The organism is Sneathiella sp., from assembly GCF_002694385.1.
Taxonomy (GTDB): domain Bacteria; phylum Pseudomonadota; class Alphaproteobacteria; order Sneathiellales; family Sneathiellaceae; genus Sneathiella.
Window position 1 is genome coordinate 69953 of the sequence record NZ_NZMB01000021.1, and the last position, 17562, is coordinate 87514.

Annotated in this window: 22 protein-coding genes; 9 read left to right on the top strand and 13 right to left on the bottom strand. The window is 57.2% G+C overall.

The features are described 5' to 3' along the window. The first annotated feature begins 8 nt into the window (after positions 1–8). The 6 genes from CMN55_RS14320 to CMN55_RS14345 all read left to right on the top strand — a co-directional run bounded on the left by CMN55_RS14320 (position 9) and on the right by CMN55_RS14345 (position 5150). A complete protein-coding gene (locus CMN55_RS14320; RefSeq protein WP_293950496.1) occupies positions 9–1250 on the top strand; it encodes a cytochrome b in 1242 nt (413 codons plus the stop codon). Then, positions 1243–2010 carry a cytochrome c1 gene (locus tag CMN55_RS14325; RefSeq protein ID WP_293950497.1) on the top strand — a complete coding sequence of 256 codons (768 nt, stop codon included), beginning with the start codon at positions 1243–1245 and terminating at the stop codon, positions 2008–2010. The genes CMN55_RS14320 and CMN55_RS14325 overlap by 8 nt, the downstream gene beginning before the upstream one ends. Positions 2011–2116: 106 nt before the next feature. Beyond that, positions 2117–2998: an S-methyl-5'-thioadenosine phosphorylase gene (locus tag CMN55_RS14330; protein WP_293950498.1), complete on the top strand. Its 882-nt coding sequence runs from the start codon at positions 2117–2119 to the stop codon at positions 2996–2998. A 12-nt stretch (positions 2999–3010) separates the two neighbouring features. After that, complete coding sequence (locus CMN55_RS14335; RefSeq protein WP_293950499.1) at positions 3011–3538, top strand: adenine phosphoribosyltransferase; 528 nt, start codon at positions 3011–3013, stop codon at positions 3536–3538. Between the two features lie 81 nt (positions 3539–3619). Beyond that, entirely contained in the window at positions 3620–4243 is a 624-nt protein-coding gene (locus tag CMN55_RS14340; RefSeq protein ID WP_293950500.1) for a LysE family translocator, read from the top strand. A 40-nt stretch (positions 4244–4283) separates the two neighbouring features. Beyond that, positions 4284–5150, top strand: coding sequence for a VOC family protein (locus tag CMN55_RS14345; protein WP_293950501.1), 867 nt, complete (start codon positions 4284–4286; stop codon positions 5148–5150). 7 nt (positions 5151–5157) lie between these two features. On the opposite strand, the gene CMN55_RS14350 is transcribed toward CMN55_RS14345, so the two are convergent. The 13 genes from CMN55_RS14350 to lgt all read right to left on the bottom strand — a co-directional run bounded on the left by CMN55_RS14350 (position 5158) and on the right by lgt (position 15488). Continuing rightward, the gene (locus tag CMN55_RS14350) at positions 5158–5814 is read right to left on the bottom strand and encodes a dienelactone hydrolase family protein (RefSeq protein ID WP_293950502.1); all 657 of its coding nucleotides are present in this window, start codon (positions 5812–5814) and stop codon (positions 5158–5160) included. A gap of 15 nt (positions 5815–5829) precedes the next feature. Next, the gene (locus tag CMN55_RS14355) at positions 5830–6288 is read right to left on the bottom strand and encodes an NfeD family protein (protein WP_293950503.1); all 459 of its coding nucleotides are present in this window, start codon (positions 6286–6288) and stop codon (positions 5830–5832) included. 8 nt (positions 6289–6296) lie between these two features. Further along, on the bottom strand, positions 6297–7199 hold the full coding sequence (locus CMN55_RS14360) for an SPFH domain-containing protein (RefSeq protein WP_459253673.1): 903 nt from the start codon (positions 7197–7199) through the stop codon (positions 6297–6299). Positions 7200–7363: 164 nt separating this feature from the next. Then, complete coding sequence (locus CMN55_RS14365; protein ID WP_293950505.1) at positions 7364–7813, bottom strand: MaoC family dehydratase; 450 nt, start codon at positions 7811–7813, stop codon at positions 7364–7366. Next, positions 7810–8277 (bottom strand): MaoC family dehydratase, encoded by a 468-nt coding sequence (locus tag CMN55_RS14370; protein ID WP_293950506.1) that lies wholly within the window; start codon positions 8275–8277, stop codon positions 7810–7812. Before CMN55_RS14370 ends, CMN55_RS14365 begins: the two co-directional genes overlap by 4 nt. A 68-nt stretch (positions 8278–8345) precedes the next feature. After that, positions 8346–9443, bottom strand: a complete 1098-nt coding sequence (ychF, locus tag CMN55_RS14375; RefSeq protein ID WP_293950507.1) for a redox-regulated ATPase YchF — start codon at positions 9441–9443, stop codon at positions 8346–8348. Positions 9444–9445: 2 nt separating this feature from the next. Next, a complete protein-coding gene (gene pth / locus CMN55_RS14380) occupies positions 9446–10051 on the bottom strand; it encodes an aminoacyl-tRNA hydrolase (RefSeq protein WP_293950508.1) in 606 nt (201 codons plus the stop codon). A gap of 13 nt (positions 10052–10064) precedes the next feature. After that, the gene (locus tag CMN55_RS14385; RefSeq protein ID WP_293950509.1) at positions 10065–10718 is read right to left on the bottom strand and encodes a 50S ribosomal protein L25/general stress protein Ctc; all 654 of its coding nucleotides are present in this window, start codon (positions 10716–10718) and stop codon (positions 10065–10067) included. Between the two features lie 93 nt (positions 10719–10811). Next, a complete protein-coding gene (locus tag CMN55_RS14390) occupies positions 10812–11747 on the bottom strand; it encodes a ribose-phosphate pyrophosphokinase (RefSeq protein WP_293950510.1) in 936 nt (311 codons plus the stop codon). Positions 11748–11908: 161 nt separating this feature from the next. Beyond that, positions 11909–12760 carry a hypothetical protein gene (locus tag CMN55_RS14395; RefSeq protein WP_293950511.1) on the bottom strand — a complete coding sequence of 284 codons (852 nt, stop codon included), beginning with the start codon at positions 12758–12760 and terminating at the stop codon, positions 11909–11911. 88 nt (positions 12761–12848) lie between these two features. Further along, positions 12849–13616 carry a peptidoglycan editing factor PgeF gene (pgeF, locus tag CMN55_RS14400; RefSeq protein ID WP_293950512.1) on the bottom strand — a complete coding sequence of 256 codons (768 nt, stop codon included), beginning with the start codon at positions 13614–13616 and terminating at the stop codon, positions 12849–12851. Position 13617: 1 nt separating this feature from the next. Then, a complete protein-coding gene (locus CMN55_RS14405) occupies positions 13618–14682 on the bottom strand; it encodes a class I SAM-dependent methyltransferase (RefSeq protein ID WP_293950513.1) in 1065 nt (354 codons plus the stop codon). Then, positions 14679–15488, bottom strand: coding sequence for a prolipoprotein diacylglyceryl transferase (gene lgt / locus CMN55_RS14410; RefSeq protein WP_293950514.1), 810 nt, complete (start codon positions 15486–15488; stop codon positions 14679–14681). Before lgt ends, CMN55_RS14405 begins: the two co-directional genes overlap by 4 nt. 116 nt (positions 15489–15604) lie before the next feature. On the opposite strand from lgt, the gene CMN55_RS14415 reads away from it, so the two are divergent. The 3 genes from CMN55_RS14415 to proC all read left to right on the top strand — a co-directional run bounded on the left by CMN55_RS14415 (position 15605) and on the right by proC (position 17491). Then, positions 15605–15934: an accessory factor UbiK family protein gene (locus CMN55_RS14415; protein ID WP_293950515.1), complete on the top strand. Its 330-nt coding sequence runs from the start codon at positions 15605–15607 to the stop codon at positions 15932–15934. Between the two features lie 233 nt (positions 15935–16167). Beyond that, entirely contained in the window at positions 16168–16674 is a 507-nt protein-coding gene (locus tag CMN55_RS14420) for a type III secretion system chaperone family protein (protein WP_293950516.1), read from the top strand. Positions 16675–16678: 4 nt separating this feature from the next. After that, a complete protein-coding gene (gene proC, locus CMN55_RS14425) occupies positions 16679–17491 on the top strand; it encodes a pyrroline-5-carboxylate reductase (RefSeq protein ID WP_293950517.1) in 813 nt (270 codons plus the stop codon). The last annotated feature ends 71 nt before the right edge of the window (positions 17492–17562 follow it).

Genomic DNA, 17562 nt, shown 5'->3' on the forward strand with positions numbered 1-17562 from the left:
GTCCCAAGATGTCTTTTGAACCTAAAAATCCTGCCATAAAGTGGGTAGAAGACCGGTTGCCGCTTCCGGGTATGCTGCATCATGCGCTCTATGAGTATCCCACGCCTAAAAATCTGAGTTACTGGTGGACTTTCGGCTCTCTCGCCGGGTTCATGCTGGTAGTCCAGATCGTCACTGGTATCGTCCTTGCCATGCATTACACGCCGCATGTGGATCACGCCTTCAACAGCGTTGAACATATCATGCGTGATGTGAATTATGGCTGGTTGATCCGGTATATGCATGCCAATGGCGCATCCATGTTTTTCATTGTCGTCTATCTGCATATTTTCCGGGGGCTTTACTACGGGTCCTACAAGGCCCCGCGCGAGCTGCTGTGGTGGCTCGGCCTTGTGATCTTCCTGCTGATGATGGCCACGGCCTTCATGGGCTATGTTCTTCCCTGGGGCCAGATGAGCTTCTGGGGCGCAACGGTTATCACCAATCTGTTCAGTGCGATCCCGCTTGTCGGCGACAGCATCGTGACCTGGCTGTGGGGTGGTTTTGCTGTTGATAATCCGACGCTTAACCGTTTCTTCAGCCTGCATTATCTGCTGCCCTTCGTGATTGCCGGTGTCGTGATCCTGCATATCTGGTCACTGCATACAAGCGGTTCCAACAACCCGACAGGCGTTGAAATCAAGGATAAGCAGGACAGCATTCCCTTCCACCCCTATTACACGGTGAAGGATCTGTTCGGTCTGGCGATCTTCCTGATTTTCTTCTCGGCTTTCCTGTTCTATGCTCCGAACTACCTCGGTCACCCGGATAACTATATTCCGGCTAACCCGCTGGTGACACCGGCGCATATTGTTCCGGAATGGTACTTCCTGCCGTTCTACGCAATCCTGCGGGCGGTGCCGGACAAGCTCGGCGGTGTTCTGCTGATGTTTGGCGCTATCCTTGTGCTGTTTGCTCTGCCCTGGCTGGACAAGAGCCGGATCCGCTCGGCACGCTTCCGTCCGATCTACAAGCAGCTGTTCTGGATTTTCGTCGCGGACTGCATCCTGCTGACTTATATCGGCGGTAAACCGGCAGAAGGCGCCTACCTCATCTGGGGCCGGATCGCGACTGTTTACTACTTCGTGCATCTGTTGATCCTGCTGCCGCTGGTTGGTCTGTTTGAAAAACCGAAACCCTTGCCTGCAAGTATCTCGGAGGATGTATTATCCAAGAAGAAGCCTGCTAAAGAGGAGGCGGCCAATGCTTAAGTTATTGATGTCTGCAGGCGTGGCCGCATTCGTATCTCTTGCGTCTCTGGGCTCTGCCCAGGCCGCCGGAGAGGCAGTAGAACTTAAATCGGTTGCCTGGGAGCATGGCGGTCTGTTCGGTGCCTATGACCGGGCCTCCGCGCAGCGGGGCGCGCAGGTTTACCGTGAAGTTTGCGCGGCATGTCATGGTCTCAGCCTGGTTGCTTTCCGGACGCTGGCCGATCTCGGCTTTACGGAAGACGAGATCAAGGCGCTGGCGGCGGAGTATGACTTTGTAGACGGTCCCGATGACAGCGGTGAGATGTTCGACCGCCCGGGCAAGCCATCAGACAAATTTCCCGCACCGCATGCCAATGAAAAGGCTGCCCGCGCGGCAAATGGCGGCGCTTATCCGCTGGACCTGTCGTTGATCGCCAAGGCCCGTCCGAACGGGGATAACTATCTTTATTCCCTGCTGACCGGTTATGTGGATGCTCCCGCTGATTTCACCCTCGCCCCAGGCATGAATTACAATGCCTACTTCGCTGGGCATCAGATTGCGATGCCGCCGCCATTGATGGAGGATCAGGTTGAGTTTGCCGACGGAACGGAAGCAAGCATTGACCAGATGGCCCATGATGTGACGGTCTTCCTCACCTGGGCGGCGGAACCGAAAATGGAACAGCGCAAGCAGATGGGACTGAAAGTTATTTTGTTCCTGCTTATTTTGGCTGGCCTGTTCTATGCGGTGAAGCGGAAGGTCTGGTCCGATCTTCATTGATCCTATTGAAAACTTTCGAAAAGGGGCGCTTCTTTAAGCGCCCTTTTTTATGGCAAGCGGTAGCTTTGGCGGCTAAATTGCAGCGGATGCATGAAAAGAGGTGGGGATGATGTCATCTGGGAAACGGCCGGTTATCGGCGTGATCGGCGGCAGCGGGGTCTATGAGCTGGACGGCCTCACGAACACACGCTGGCAGGCGGTCGAAAGCCCTTTCGGCTCCCCGTCGGACGAGTTGCTGTTTGGCAGCCTGGAGGGCGTCGATATGGTTTTCCTGCCCCGCCATGGACGCGGGCATCGTCTGCCTCCATCAGAAATCAACTACCGTGCCAATATAGATGCCCTGAAACGGGCCGGAGTGACAGAAATTATTTCGGTTAGCGCCTGTGGATCGTTTGAGGCGGCACTGAAGCCCGGCACCTTTGTTATTGTTGACCAGTTTATCGACCGGACCATAGACCGGAAGAAAAGTTTTTTCGGCACAGGACTGGTCGCCCATGTCAGTATGGCGCATCCGGTCTGCCCGCGGCTTGGCGATGCGCTGGAGACGGTGGCGCGCTCGCTTGATATTCCTGTTCATCGTGGCGGCACCTATCTGGCGATGGAAGGGCCGCAGTTCTCAAGCCTTGCGGAATCCGAGCTTTATCGGAGCTGGGGATGCCAGGTTATCGGCATGACAAACATGCCGGAAGCAAAACTCGCACGGGAGGCGGAGCTTTGTTATGCGACCGTCGCCATGGTCACCGATTATGACTGCTGGCATCCCGATCATGATGCGGTTGATGTGTCGACAGTGATTAAGGTGCTGGTCGGAAATGCAGAAAACGCCCGCAGCCTCGTCAAGGCGGTCGTCCCGGCTCTCTCTGTGCAGGAGGAGGCATGCCCAGCAGGGTGTCATCATGCCCTCGATAATGCCCTCATAACCGCAGTGGAAGCCCGCGATCCGGCCCTTGTCCGGATGCTGGATGCCGTCGCAGGTCGCGTTCTCTAATCAGGAAAAGCCATGGATATCAAGTCAGTCATTCGCACCATTCCCGATTATCCGCACAAGGGAATCATGTTTCGCGATATCACCACCCTCTGGCAGGACGCGAGCGGTTTCCGGCATGTAGTGGATCAACTGGTCTGGCCCTATGCCGGTGTGCGGATCGACAAGGTGGCGGGGATTGAGGCGCGGGGTTTTGTCCTTGGCGGCGCCATTGCCCACCAGCTCAGCGTCGGCTTTATCCCGGTCCGTAAGAAGGGCAAATTGCCATCGGCAGTCCTGAGCGAGGAATATGACCTCGAATATGGCACCGATACGGTTGAGGTGCACCAGGATGCCATCAAGCCGGGGGAGAATATCCTGCTTGTGGATGATCTGATCGCGACGGGCGGCACGGCTTGCGCCGCCATCAGTCTGATCCGCCGCGCGGGCGGTACGGTGATCGGGGCGGCCTTCGTTATTGACCTGCCGGATATCGGCGGCTCACGGCGGCTGACCGATATGGGCGTAAATGTCCGCACGCTCTGTGAGTTTGAAGGCGACTGACGTCCGTTTTTATCCAAATTCCTGCTTGTCAATTGCATCCGGCTGTGGCTTGCTTTTCGCCTGCGCAGGAGATTAGACCTCATGTCATTGGAAATTTGGATATCTTTCGTTCTGGCGAGTGGCGTCCTGCTCGCTATCCCCGGTCCGACTTTGATGATTGTCATCAGCTATGCGTTGTCCGGCGGCCGACGCACGGCGCTCGCGACGATGCCGGGTGTTGCCCTTGGCGATCTGACAGCCATGACCATCTCCCTGCTGGGCGCAGGCGCGGTGCTGGCCGCGTCGGCGACTCTGTTCACCCTTTTGAAGGTTGCCGGGGCTCTCTATCTCGTCTGGCTGGGCTTTCGGCTTTGGCGGGCGGAAGGCGGGGTGGAGGACGTTGCCGCGCGGGCGCCCCGCAGCCCCCTTGCCATGTTTCGCACGGCCTATATCGTGACAGCTCTCAATCCCAAGGGAATTGTCTTTTTCGTCGCCTTTGTGCCGCAGTTCGTTAATGTAAATGAACCCGCTTTTGTCCAGTTTGCGATATTGGAAGCAACATTTGTGACACTCGCGGCGGTTAATGTGCTCATATGGGCATTCCTTGCCGGAACAGTCAAACAGCGTTTCGCAAGCCCCGGCGCGGTCAGGCTGATGAACCGGACCGGTGCTGGCTTCCTGATTGCGGCGGGTCTGCTGACCGCTCTCGTGCGGCGTACTGCCTGATATCGCAAGGAATGACAGCCCGATCGAATAGGAGAGGCAAATGCTACATCATATCAAGGGAATAGATCACAGCCTTGTCGGTGTGAAGGATCTTGAGGCGGCGCGCGCTGCCTATGAAAAACTAGGCTTTACGATCACGCCGCGGGGCTCCCATATCGGTTGGGGCACGGCCAATTACTGCATCATGTTCGATGAAGATTATATCGAGCTTCTGGGTATTGTGGATCCGTCGCTTGAAACCAATGGACTGGACAAGGCGCTTGCGGATCGGGGAGAGGGGCTGCTCGGCCTTGCCCTGTCAACGGAGGCACCTGAAGAGACGCACCGCTCCCTTGTCGAGGCGGCGCTGGAACCCTCCGATCTGATCACGCTGAAGCGTCGTCTCGAGCTGCCGGAGGGGGAGGTGCTGCCGGAATTCAGGCTGATCCGCCTGACGTCCTCCGCAGGGCTGGAGGCAAAGCATCTCTTCATCTGCCATCATCTGACGCCGGAACTGATCCGCCGTCCGGAGTGGTTGCAGCACGCCAATGGCGCACTCCATCTCAATGCGGTTGTTGTGGTGGTGGAGGATCCGGGCGCACTTGCCGATTATTATCGCCGGCTCTGCGGCTGGATCAATGTTACGCTGACGGACAACACGCTGACTGTCCGCTTCGGTCGCGGCAGCCTCATCTTTGTGAATGACCGGGACATAGACCTCCTGTTTCCCGGCCTGACTATGGATGATGAGATCCCCGTCTTGCCATATCTCATTGCCATGTCTGTGGCGGTCCAGGATCTCGGCAAGACGGAGGAATTGCTGAATAGCAAAGGCATCAGGGGGCAACGGATCGCCAATGGTACCCTCCGTGTCCGTCCGGAGGATGCCTGTGGTGTGCTGCTGGAATTTACCTCTACGGTGACCTGAAAAAAGCCTAGCCGATAAAATCGAGGGTGCGATCGCGGGCGAGTTTTGCCGCCGCCGCATCAAAGCTGCCGCGTTGATCGCAGTTGAAGCCGTGCCCGGCGGCATAGACATACATTGGAATGTCCGGCCGTCTTGCCTGCATCATTTCCACATCGGACATGGGAATGGAATGATCCGCATCGCCAAGGTGCAGGATGATCGGGACTTTCGGGTCCTCATTTATATGCTGGGCCACCTGGCCACCATAATAGCTGACCGCTTTGTCGACGGAAGCAAGGCGGCAGGCCGCAAGATAGGTGAGGGATCCACCCCAGCAATAGCCGATGACCGTGATGCTGCCGGCATCGCGGATTGATTTGGCCGTGGCATCAATATCCTTGAGGGCGTCATCTTCCGCGACCTTCGCCCGGTAATCGAGGCCTTCCTTGATATCCGCCTGCTCATAACCAAGCTGTACGCCCGGTTCCACACGGTGGAACAGGGCCGGAGCAATGACCAGATAGCCATCACGGGCATATCCGTCGCACACTTCGCGGATATGGCTGTTGACGCCGAAAATCTCCTGCAGCAGGACAATGCCGCCCTTTGGCGCGGCTGCAGGCGCAGCGCGGTAGGCGGCGAATTTATGACCATCTGCAGCAGTCAGTTCAATCATTTCTCCCATAGGTTTCTCCCTTTCTTACTGGGCGGGTTCGACAGTGAGCCGATTGCCGCTGACACCGGTCACGATCACTTTCGCACCGGCCTCGAGGTCAACGCCTTCGACCACCCATTGTGTATCATCGACATGGATCTTGCCACGGCCGTTCTGCATGGCTTCCGTAAGAACAAAGGTACGGCCAATATACTGTGCGCCACGCTGGTTGAGCTTTTGCCCGCTTTCCACCCCCGGATGGCGCTTCAGGAAACGCCTCAGGACAAGAATACTCAGGATGGCGATAACGGCAAAGAGAATCCATTCATATTCCCAGGGCAGGCTTGGGAACACGAGTGCGATCAGGCCAACAATACCGGCGGCAATGCCAAGCCACAGAAAAAACGTGCCGGGCGCGAAAATTTCCAGAATGATCAGAAACAGCCCGAGAATCCACCAGGACCAGAATTCAAGGCTGGACAGCCAGCTGACAAGGATATCCATGGCCCGTCCTACTCGACATTCGGCACGGAGCCGCCGCGGCGCGTATCATTCGCGCTGTCCTTGCCGAACACTTCCTGCGCAATCGCGCCAATTCCGCCGAGCGTCCCGATGAGCGAGCTTGCCTCCATCGGCATGAGAACAACCTTGGAATTACGCGCCGATCCGATTTCCTTCATTGCTTCGGTATATTTCTGGGCGACGAAGTAATTGATCGACTGAATATCGCCTGCCGCTATGGCTTCGGAAACATCGCGGGTTGCCTTGGCTTCGGCTTCGGCAAGCCGTTCGCGGGCTTCGGCGTCCCGGAATGCGGCCTCACGGCGGCCTTCAGCTTCCAGTATCATCGACTGTTTTTCGCCCTCGGCTTTCAGGATTTCGGATTGTCGCACCCCTTCTGCCTCCAGAATAACAGCGCGTTTAAGACGCTCCGCCTTCATCTGCTTGCCCATGGCTTCCACAAGGTCAATGGGCGGGGTGATATCCTTGATCTCAACGCGGGTGACCTTGATTCCCCAGGGGGAGGAGGCGTGGTCAATCACATTGAGAAGACGCACATTGATGCCGTCGCGCTGGCTGAGCGCTTCATCCAGATCCATGGAGCCAAGAACAGTCCGCAGGTTTGTCTGGGCGAGGTTCTGAACCGCCCTTTCCAGATCCCGGACCTCATAGGCCGAACTGGCGGCATCCAGTACCTGATAGAACAGCACCCCATCCACCTGCACCATGGCGTTATCGCGGGAGATGACTTCCTGCGTCGGAATATCGAGAACCTGCTCCATCATATTGATCTTGTTTCCTATTCTGTCGATAAATGGAAGGATAAGACCAAGTCCCGGATGCAGCGTTCGGGTAAATTTCCCAAACCTTTCTACGGTAAATTGATACCCTTGGGGAACGATGGTGACCCCCATAATGACGACGATGACGGCAAGGATCACCAGGACGATGACAAAGATAGCAAAGCCCGACAAGAAGAAGTCCATATCACGTTCCCCAGACAACCGATAGCAGTTAGACCGGGAAACTATATAGCGGTTTGACGCCGGGCCTAAGTTAAAAATACATCTATCGCGTGTCAGGCCGGGCGCGTCATCATCATGCCGATGGAATTGAAGCTGAGCACCGCTTCGTCCTTCTGGTTATAGACCTTGACTTCGGAGCGGACGACGCCCATGTCCGGCCGCGATTGTGAGCGGCGGGTTTCGATAACGACGGATTCAAAGTGAAGCGTATCGCCCGGCCGGACCGGCAGCAGCCAGCGCAGATTATCAAGACCGGGAGAGCCGAGCCCGGCGCGCTGATTTCCCATATTGTCAACGAGCAGCCGCATCATGATCGCCGCCGTATGCCAGCCGGAGGCAATCAACCCGCCGTATATGCTATTTTTGGCGGCCTCTTCGTCAATATGAAAGGGCTGCGGGTCGTATTTGGTGGCGAAGGCGAGCATTTCCTCTTTTGTCACCGTGCGTGTCTTGGAAACGGTTTTGGCGCCGACCTTGATGTCTTCGAAATAAATTTTGCTCATTGTCCGGCCCCTTCCTGCAAACGAGCGGGATCGCGCAGGAACATGCCGCTCGATACCATTGTCATTTTGATTTCCCCGTCCTGGTTTTTAACCGTATGAGACAGTTTGACGAAACCAAGTTCTGGACGGCTTTTGGGCAGGCTGCGGTCCAGCACCTCGGCAATGACATGCAGTGTTTCACCGGGGCGGACAGGCTTTTTCCATCGGAGCTGTTCGATGCCTGGCGATCCCATGGAGGCGGAATCTTTCAAGTAATGATCAACCATCATGCGCATACACATGGCGCCCGTATGCCAGCCGCTGGCGATGATGCCGCCGAAATAATGCTCCCGGGCGGCTTCTCTGTCGACATGGAAGGGCTGGGGATCAAACTCGCTGGCAAATTCGATGATCTCTTCTTCCGTGGTCTTATAGCCGCCGAATTCCATCACCAGGCCAATGGTGAAATCTTCCCAGTATCGCATTTTCTCACCTTTCGATCTTGTTCCGATCTGATGCGCATTCTTTGCTTCTCAAGGTCCGGGGCGTGCCCCTAGTTGGCAAACCGGAAATGCAGGACATCGCCATCCTCGACAATATATTCCTTGCCTTCCAGTCGCATGAGCCCGGCCTCTTTCGCGCCGGATTCGCCACCATGCGTCACATAGGCAGAATAGGCGATTGTCTCGGCCCGGATAAAGCCTTTTTCGAAGTCGGTGTGAATAACGCCAGCGGCCTGCGGGGCCTTGGTGCCCTTGGTAATGGTCCAGGCGCGGCATTCTTTCGGGCCGACAGTGAAATAGGTGATCAGGTCGAGCAGGTCATAGCCCGCGCGGATGATCCGGCTGAGACCGGTTTCGCTGAGGCCGAGATCAGCGAGAAACTCCGACCGCTCGGCCGCGTCTAGCTGGGCGACTTCCGCTTCGATAGCGGCGGAGATGACGACAGTTCCCGCATTCTCCGTTGCCGCTTTTTTCGCGACCTGTTCGGAGAAGGAATTGCCTGTTGCGGCGCTTCCCTCATCCACATTGCACACATAGAGGACAGGCTTCTGCGTCAGAAGCTGCAAATTCCGGAAGGGTTTTACCTCATCATCGGCCAGGGCGACTGTCCGGGCAGGCTTGCCATCGCGCAGGGCGGCGAGGGCGCGGTCAATCAGCTCACTCTGCTTTTTCGCCTCCTTGTCGCCGCCGCGGATTTTCTTGATCAGAGCTTCCGCACGTTTTTCAAGGCTTTCTAGGTCGGCCAGCATCAGCTCCGTCTCGATTGTGTCGATATCGGAAATCGGGTCGATCCGACCATCGACATGGGTGATGTCCTCATCCTCGAAGCAGCGGACCATATGAATGATTGCATCAACCTCGCGGATATGGGCGAGGAATTTGTTGCCAAGCCCTTCGCCTTTTGCGGCGCCGCGGACAAGCCCGGCGATATCGACAAAGGTAAGCTGGGTCGGGATAATCTCCTTTGACTTTGCCAGTTCCGCCAGTTTTTCACCGCGCGGATCGGGCACCGGCACCTGGCCAAGGTTCGGCTCGATCGTACAGAAGGGATAGTTTTCTGCTGCTGCCTGTGCCGTCTGGGTCAGCGCGTTGAACAGGGTGGATTTTCCGACATTCGGCAGGCCGACAATCCCGCATTTGAACCCCATTTTCAGTTTCCTTTTGTTGTATCCGCCGGGCTTTCCTTGGGCGGGGCGACATCCAGTGCCAGTTTGTTCATGAAGCCGGAGGCGTTGCCTTCCAGCAGAAGGGCGATATGCCGGGCGACGCTGTCGATGATAGTCTCCGCTGTCGACTGTTCCGCCTTGGCGAAGTCTTTGAGGACATAGCCGGAGACGAGATGCTTCTCTCCCGGATGTCCGATCCCGAGCCGGACGCGGCGGAAATTCTCGCCAATATGGCTGATAATGGAGCGGAGCCCGTTATTCCCGCCATGCCCGCCGCCCGTCTTGACGCGCACCTTGCCGAGTGGCAGGTCCAGCTCGTCATGAAAGACGATGATATTCTCATGGGGGATCTTGTAAAACCGGGCGGCCTCGCCGACAGCTTGTCCGGACAGGTTCATATAGGTGGCGGGTTTGAGCACAAGCACCTTCTCGCCACCGATTGTTCCCTCGGCGACAAGTCCCTGAAATCGGACACGCTCCGGCATAAAGGAATGGCGGCGGATAATTTCATCCACCGCCATAAATCCAAAATTATGCCGGTTGCCTTCATATCCCTTACCGGGGTTTCCGAGGCCAACCAGCAATATCATCTGTCAGTTCCGATCAGTCTTCGTCTTTGTCTTCATCTGCGGCGCTGACGGTTTCGGTTTCGCTGTCATCACCCTCTTCCTCTTCGTCATCAGAGACGCCGCCGGAAGGTGCTGCAATGGTTGCAATGGTGAAGTCGCGATCCGTAATGGTCGGTTGCGCACCCTTTGGCAAGGAGACATCGGAAATATGCACGCTGTCACCGATGTCATAGTTGAGCAGGTCGATTTCGATGGATTCCGGGATGTTGCCCGCAGGAACCAGCAGTTCGACTTCATGGCGGACAACGTTCAGAACGCCGCCGCGGCGAACGCCAACGCAGTCCTCGTCATTGAGGAAGTGAACCGGAACCATGACGGCGATCTGGGACTTTGCGGAAACGCGCAGGAAGTCGATATGGATCGGCGTGTCGCTTACCGGATGAAGCTGCAGGTCGCGCGGCAGGACATTATACTTCGTCGATCCGACCTCTACCGTGTAAACTGTCGCGAGGAAGGAGTCGCGGTTGATTGCCTTGACAACATCCTTGGTGGCCAGGGAAATGGATACGGGTTCTTTCTTGTCCCCGTAGATGACGGCCGGAAGACGACCCTCACGACGCAATGCCCGAGAGGTCCCCTTTCCGACCCGGTCACGCGTTTCTGCAAGCAGAACTGCATTATCGCTCATTTTCAATCTCCTATGTAACGAGCAACACCGGGCGAACCCGGTGCGAGAATGGCGCGTGCCTCCAGGGGTGCCCGCGCCGCCAGTGCCTGTCGATCAATCGAACAGGCTGGAAACCGAAGTTTCCTTTGAAATTCTGTACATCGCCTCGCCGATCAGCGGGGCGACGGAAATCTGCCGCATCTTGCCCGAAGCACGGAAGGCTTCGGTTTCCATGATGCTGTCGGTCGTAACCATTTCATCCAGCGCGGAGTCATTGATACGCGCAATCGCGCCGCCTGAAAGAACGCCATGGGTCACATATCCAGCAACGCTTTTGGCACCTTTTTCCATAAGCGCCCTGGCCGCGTTGCAAAGCGTGCCCGCGCTGTCCACGATATCGTCCACCAGAATGCAGCGCTGTCCCTTGACATCGCCGATGATATTCATGACTTCCGATACGCCCGCGCGTTCCCGGCGCTTATCCACGATTGCAAGGTCCGCGTCAAGCCTTTTGGCATAGGCGCGGGCGCGCACGACACCGCCAACGTCGGGGGAAACAATCGTGATGTCTTCACCGCGGCCGTAATGCTTTTCAATGTCGGGGACGATCACGGGGGCGGAAAAGAGGTTGTCCGTCGGAATATCGAAGAAGCCCTGTATCTGTCCGGCATGCAGGTCCATGGTCAGGACGCGGTCAGCGCCGGCGGTAGTGATGAGGTTGGCGACCAGCTTGGCCGAGATAGGGGTGCGTGGTCCGGGTTTGCGATCCTGCCGGGCATATCCGAAATAGGGAAGGACCGCCGTAATGCGTGCGGCCGAGGCCCGTTTCAGCGCGTCGATACAGACCAGAAGCTCCATCAGATGGTCATTCGCCGGATAGGAGGTCGGCTGAACGACAAACACGTCTTCACCGCGGACATTCTCATGGATCTCGACAAACACCTCCATATCGGAAAATCGTCTTACATCCGCATCCGTCAGGGGTAGCTTGAGATAACCTCCGATGGCTTCTGCCAGCGGTCGATTGCCATTTCCGGCGAGAATTTTCATCGATACAGTCCTTTGGTCAGTTACGGGCATTTCCAGTCAAAAGAACGGGCATATTACTCGCAAAAAAGTGAACGAGTCGTTAGGCGGGCGGAACTTACCAAGGGGCATGGGCCCTGTAAATATTTTAAACGCCTTTTTCTGCCGGATTCCGGCAAATAACATCATGATTTTGATTTGAAATAATCCGGCTCGCTTTTGCGCAAAAGATTATACACACCATCGGCGCCGCCTTGGGCAGCCAGACGGGCCGTATCGCCCCAGGCGCCATTGAGGGAACCGGCTCTGATTCTATTACGCTGGCGGATTTGCCCGACCTGCTCGCCGTTGCGCCGTTCCAGGCTCCAGACAAGTTCAATAACCTGGGTTTCGGCAACGGGCGGCGTCAGGTCGGCGCTGCCACGGACAATAAAGGTGGCGCCGTTTTCCGTGGGCAGGACGGTGAGGCCGAGGCGGACCAGCTCGTTCTGGATGGCGGCGGCAAGGCTTTCTGAGCCATCTCCCGGTGCGCCTTCGACGATGGGCACAAACAGGGTGAGTTTGTTCTCATCTTCAAGGGTGAGACCATCGCCGCCCAGCAGTTTGTCGATATGGCTGGCGGAACTCAGGACCAGCCGGTCAAAGCTGGGGGCGGGGATTTCCCCGGCGACCATCACCGGAGGCAGTTTTTCCCGCGCATAAAGTCCGGTATTGCGGTTTTGCGGATCGAAGACTGTCCAGTCCAGATATTTGCCGTTTTCCGTATCGACAATGCTGCCGCGCACATAATAGCGGTTCGGCTGGGCGTCCCCGGCGAAGGCGGCAATCCCAAGCTGCTGCAGCTTTTTGGCGACAGCCTGTTCCAATTCGGGCGGACCATCTTTCTCAACCTCGACATAAAGCGCGGCCCGTGGCCCCGGTGCGGCCCGCCAGGAGGATTTATATTCCGGCTGAAACGGGCGTTCCAGCGGTTGGCAGGCGGCGAGCAAACCAAGGGAGAGGGCCAGCAGGATTTTTATGACCGGATTACATTGCACAGGTCGCAAGCACTCCCAGCAGACAGAACAGGATGAAGATCACCATATAGGGCATTTTTGCCTCTTCTCACAAGTGGGGGACATCATCTCAGATCTCTTTCAGGGCAATGGCGGAAAGTTGCCGACCATAGTCCGCCTCCCCCCGCTTTGTCATGCGCCGATAGCTGTAGAAAAGCGTCTCTTCGGCGCAGGTATCCATATCGAGATATTCAATGCCGCCGATATCCAGCTTTTCAAGGTCGGCGCGGACGAAGCCGCCGAGATCGAACATATGGTGTCCCGCCTTCTCCGACGGGATAAAGAACCGCCCGGCGTCCGGATCGGCGGCGAGAAAGGGGGCAGGGAACTCCGGTCCCACCTCATAAGATTTTTGTGCGATGGCCGGGCCGATGGCCATCTGTATGCGGGCGCGATTCGCGCCGAGGCCGATCATGGCGTCCACGACTTTTGCGCCGATCCCGCCTACAGTGCCTTTCCATCCCGAATGCGCGGCGCCGATGACGCCCGCCTCCGTATCGGCGAACAGCAGCGGGACGCAATCGGCGGTGAGAATGCCAAGGGCGATGCCGGGCAGGCGGGTGACCATGGCGTCTGCTTTGGGGCGGGGATCGAGCGGCCTGTCATCCTCAATCACCACAACTTCGGTGCTGTGTATCTGGTGCACGGTGCGAAGGGCCGCCCCATCCAGCCCGATCATCTGCATGGCGCGGACCCGGTTCTCCGCTACCCGGGTCGGATCATCCGCCGATCCGGGGCCACAGTTGAGCCCCTCATACACACCCTCGGATAATCCGCCTTCGCGTGTGAAAAAAGCATGGGCGATGCGGTCGTCAGTCAGGTTCCGGCTTGTCAGCATATCAGTTCCCAAATCCCTCTGGTGGTGTTGGCATATTATGCGCAAAGGCCATTGCCTTGAAAAGGGTTCCCATTTCTGCGGCGCTGGTCAGGCGGCGGAGCTGCGCATCCAGCGCCTTGCGCTGCGCCTCATCGGCCTTCTGGCGGAGCAGATGGTGGCGCGCCTCAATCCCCAGCCGTTCGAGAAAAAGTCCCTGCGGCGTCGGGCCATGGACTTCGATACCATGCGCTTCGGCGATTCTTTTGAGTGTGGCGAATTTCACATGGGCGGTCAGATCCTGCTCCCCGGGATGGGAGAGAGGGGCGGCATGACGGTGTTTCCGGACAGCCTGAAAGCTATCCCCCATAATCTTTTCTGCGGGGCCGTAGTCAATGATGAGGGCCGCGCCGCTGGATGTGCGCAGCCGGCCAGAAATGTCGGCAATGAGTGTCTCCCCCATTGGGCAGCTTTCCAGGATATCGCCCTCCGCGCTGTCCGGCGCCGGACCGACATCGACGCTGTCAAGTGACAGCGTAAATTTGAAATCCGAGCCGTCATGGGTGACGCATCGCTCATGCCATTTGGTCCCTGTCCTGACATATTGATGGATCGGCAGGGCATCGAAAAACTCATTGGCAATGAGGATGATCGGCACTTCCGGCAGATCGGCAAGGCTCGTATGCCATTTGACATGATAACCGCCGAGCAGGGCGGCCTGTTTCTTTTGCAGCCGGGGACTCATCTCGATCAGGCGGATATCGGCCGCCTTCAGGAACCCCGGCATCAGCCGCGCACTGCGCAGCGCATCACTCATCAGGGTGCCGTTTCCGGGGCCCATCTCGATGAGCAGAAACGTCTCGGGACTGCCGAGTTTCATCCACACATCTATGGCCCATAAGCCGATCAGTTCGCCGAACATCTGGCTTGCTTCCGGCGCCGTCAGAAAGTCGCCTTCCGGCCCGAAGGGCTCCGCCGCCGTGTAATAGCCGTATCGAGGGTGACTGAGGGCAAGTGTCATATAGTCATGCAGCGAAATCGGGCCGTCTTCGGCAATCCGGGATTTCAGAATATCCGTCAGAGGACTCATGCAGGCGTGCGGCGGGGCCGGAACATAAAGTAAAGCCCGACAATCAGGATGGGCAGGGACAGGAGTTGCCCCATGGTCAGCCCGCCGATCAGGAAACCGAGAAAGGCGTCGGGCTCACGAAACAGCTCAACAAAACTGCGAGCGATGGCATAGCCCGCAAAAAACAGGCCCATAATAAAGCCGGGCTTTTCGGCAAAGCGGGTTCTTCGGAAGAAGAGCAGCACGAGAAACAGCAGCGCCCCTTCAAGGACGGCTTCATAAAGCTGGCTGGGATGCCGTGGCTCTGGCCCGCCGCCCGGAAAGACCATGCCCCAGGGAACATCGGTCACCCGGCCATATAGCTCCGCATTGATGAAATTGGCGATTCGTCCGAAGAACAGCCCGACCGGCACGACCATGGAAAGCAGGTCGCCAAAGTCGAGAATGGTGATTTTCTGGTGTCGACAATAAAGGATCGTTGCCAGCACGACGCCGAGGAAGCCGCCGTGAAAGGACATGCCGCCCTGCCAGACCATAAATATCTCTGCGGGGTGAAAGAAGTAATAGTCCGGCTTGTAAAACAGGACATAGCCGAGCCGCCCGCCGAGGATCACGCCGAGCGTTGCCCAGATCAGGAAATCATCGGCCTGCTTCGGCGTCACCCGCGATCTGGTATCGCGGGCAAAATACATCATCAGCCGCCAGCCGATGATCAGACCGGCGACATAGGCAAGGGCATACCAGCGGATGGCGAACGGCCCGATCTGCACAAGGACAGGGTCAATTTCGGGAAAGGCGACTGCCGAGAAAAGGGTCGATAACGTCATGCGGGCCACTATATAAAGCTGAAGGTGATATTCGCAAGTATATCACGGCTAGGCGATTGCATTCATGTATCGCTGTTGCCATTATGGGGCAAATCTTTTTTAAAGGAATGATCACCATGCAGACCAATACACGCCTTTTTGATGATATTGCCCGTCTCGCCACCGGCGCGCTCGGCACGGCGCAGGGTGTGAAGGCGGAATGGGAAAATCTGATCCATCAGAAGATGGAGAAAGTCATCGCCGGGATGGATCTGGTCCCGCGGGAGGAGTTTGATGCGGTGAGGGCAATGGCCGCCCTGGCGCGCGAAGAAAATGACGCGCTGAAAGATCGTCTCGCTGCGCTGGAAGCGAAGATCGAGGCTCTCTCCAAACCGGTCCCGGCAAAACGCAAGGCCGCCCCTGCGAGAGCGGCGAAGCCGAAAGCGGACGACAGCGGCACGGCCTAGTCGGCAAGCGCAGGCGACGACCGGTTCTTTCTTCCATCATATTTATCCACAAGAAATAACGCTCCCGACCATATTCCCTGTTGCGCCGCAACGCGCGGGAGACTACGCTAGATTTATGGTGTTCGTTGTGAAGCAGCACCATATATGGTCTGTAGTAGATTTCCTTACCGGCGCACGCTTTGCGGCAGGTGACAGGGCGCCGTCGGCGGGATAGTTCTGAAAGGAATGGCTCCATGACGTCCTTGTATCTCTCTCACGAAGAACTAGACGACCCCAACCCCCTTGACCTCATCGAAAGCATTATTGTCGATAACGACTGGTCCTTTGATCGGCAGGGGAATAATGAACTGACCGTCGGGGTGGAGGGGAGCTGGTGCCAGTATCATCTCTGGTTTTCCTGGCGCTCCGATCTCCGCGCCATCCATTTTTCATGCGCCTATGACATCAAGATCCCCGACCGCATGTATCCGATGATTTATGAATTGCTCGGCCGGGTCAATGAACGGATGCCAGTCGGTCATTTCGATACCTGGCGGGAAGAAGGGATGGTGCTGTTCCGGCATTCCCTGCTGCTGGGAGGCGCCCCGGTTTTGACCAGCGAACAGATACAGGCGCTGGTGGAGATCGGCATGGGCGAGCTTGAGAAGTTCTATCCGGCTATCCAGTTCTGCCTATGGGGCGGCAAGACACCGGAAGAGGCGATTGAGGCGGCCATGTTTGAAACCATGGGAGAGGCATAAGGCCATGAAGCTTTCCCTGCTTCTTGTTGGCAGCGGCAAGATGGGGCAGGCGATGTTAGGCGGCTGGATCGATAAAGGGATCCGGCCAGCCGATATCGTCGTTGTTGATCCCGGTCCGGAAAATCTCGCTATTGCGGCCAGACTCGGCTGTCAGGCCGTGGCCACCGTAGATGACATCCCCAAGGCATTCCGGCCCGATGTGCTTGTCCTGGCGGTCAAGCCGCAGGTTATCCTTGATGTGCTGCCGACCTATCGCGCCTTCGCGGCGGCGGGCAGCCTGATTATCTCCATCGCGGCAGGTACCCGCCTTGCAACTTTCGAGGCGGCGTTCGGAGCCGATGCCGCGATCATCCGCACCATGCCGAATACCCCGGCCGCCGTGCATCAGGGAATGATGGTGTCCTGTGCCAATGCCAGTGTCTCTCCGGCGCAACGGGGGATTTGCGATCAGCTGATGCAGGCTATTGGCGAGGTTGCCTGGGTGGAAGATGAAGCATTGATGGATGCGGTGACCGGCCTGTCCGGCTCCGGCCCTGCCTATGTGTTTTATATGATCGAATGCATGGCAGAGGCGGGCGTCAAGGCGGGTCTGCCGGAGGCGCTGGCCGTTCAACTGGCGCAGCAGACGGTTGCGGGGGCCGGGGCGCTGGCGCGTCAATCCTCTGACTCGGCGGCGCAACTCCGCGTGAATGTCACCAGCCCGAATGGCACCACGGCGGCAGGGCTCGCTGTCCTGATGGATGAAAAATCGGGGCTGGCGCCGCTCATGGAAAAGACAGTCGCGGCGGCAACCGAACGCTCAAAAGAGCTTGGTTAGCCGTTAAAATCAATAACACACTTTAAAGTAGAATAAAAATTACCATATTCTTTCTTTTAAGAGAAGGAGGA

Bases quoted from the DNA above. Each gene is read 5' to 3' on its own strand.
- CMN55_RS14390 (WP_293950510.1), bottom strand. From the start codon at position 11,747: ATGAAAATTCTCGCCGGAAATGGCAATCGACCGCTGGCAGAAGCCATC.
- proC (WP_293950517.1), top strand. From the start codon at position 16,679: ATGAAGCTTTCCCTGCTTCTTGTTGGCAGCGGCAAGATGGGGCAGGCG.
- CMN55_RS14360 (WP_459253673.1), bottom strand. From the start codon at position 7,199: ATGGGGGTCACCATCGTTCCCCAAGGGTATCAATTTACCGTAGAAAGG.
- CMN55_RS14385 (WP_293950509.1), bottom strand. From the start codon at position 10,718: ATGAGCGATAATGCAGTTCTGCTTGCAGAAACGCGTGACCGGGTCGGA.
- CMN55_RS14345 (WP_293950501.1), top strand. From the start codon at position 4,284: ATGCTACATCATATCAAGGGAATAGATCACAGCCTTGTCGGTGTGAAG.
- CMN55_RS14415 (WP_293950515.1), top strand. From the start codon at position 15,605: ATGCAGACCAATACACGCCTTTTTGATGATATTGCCCGTCTCGCCACC.
- CMN55_RS14325 (WP_293950497.1), top strand. From the start codon at position 1,243: ATGCTTAAGTTATTGATGTCTGCAGGCGTGGCCGCATTCGTATCTCTT.
- CMN55_RS14340 (WP_293950500.1), top strand. From the start codon at position 3,620: ATGTCATTGGAAATTTGGATATCTTTCGTTCTGGCGAGTGGCGTCCTG.
- CMN55_RS14370 (WP_293950506.1), bottom strand. From the start codon at position 8,277: ATGCGATACTGGGAAGATTTCACCATTGGCCTGGTGATGGAATTCGGC.
- CMN55_RS14355 (WP_293950503.1), bottom strand. From the start codon at position 6,288: ATGGATATCCTTGTCAGCTGGCTGTCCAGCCTTGAATTCTGGTCCTGG.
- pth (WP_293950508.1), bottom strand. From the start codon at position 10,051: ATGATATTGCTGGTTGGCCTCGGAAACCCCGGTAAGGGATATGAAGGC.
- ychF (WP_293950507.1), bottom strand. From the start codon at position 9,443: ATGGGGTTCAAATGCGGGATTGTCGGCCTGCCGAATGTCGGAAAATCC.
- CMN55_RS14420 (WP_293950516.1), top strand. From the start codon at position 16,168: ATGACGTCCTTGTATCTCTCTCACGAAGAACTAGACGACCCCAACCCC.
- CMN55_RS14405 (WP_293950513.1), bottom strand. From the start codon at position 14,682: ATGAGTCCTCTGACGGATATTCTGAAATCCCGGATTGCCGAAGACGGC.
- CMN55_RS14320 (WP_293950496.1), top strand. From the start codon at position 9: ATGTCTTTTGAACCTAAAAATCCTGCCATAAAGTGGGTAGAAGACCGG.
- CMN55_RS14350 (WP_293950502.1), bottom strand. From the start codon at position 5,814: ATGGGAGAAATGATTGAACTGACTGCTGCAGATGGTCATAAATTCGCC.
- CMN55_RS14335 (WP_293950499.1), top strand. From the start codon at position 3,011: ATGGATATCAAGTCAGTCATTCGCACCATTCCCGATTATCCGCACAAG.
- CMN55_RS14365 (WP_293950505.1), bottom strand. From the start codon at position 7,813: ATGAGCAAAATTTATTTCGAAGACATCAAGGTCGGCGCCAAAACCGTT.
- lgt (WP_293950514.1), bottom strand. From the start codon at position 15,488: ATGACGTTATCGACCCTTTTCTCGGCAGTCGCCTTTCCCGAAATTGAC.
- CMN55_RS14330 (WP_293950498.1), top strand. From the start codon at position 2,117: ATGATGTCATCTGGGAAACGGCCGGTTATCGGCGTGATCGGCGGCAGC.
- pgeF (WP_293950512.1), bottom strand. From the start codon at position 13,616: ATGCTGACAAGCCGGAACCTGACTGACGACCGCATCGCCCATGCTTTT.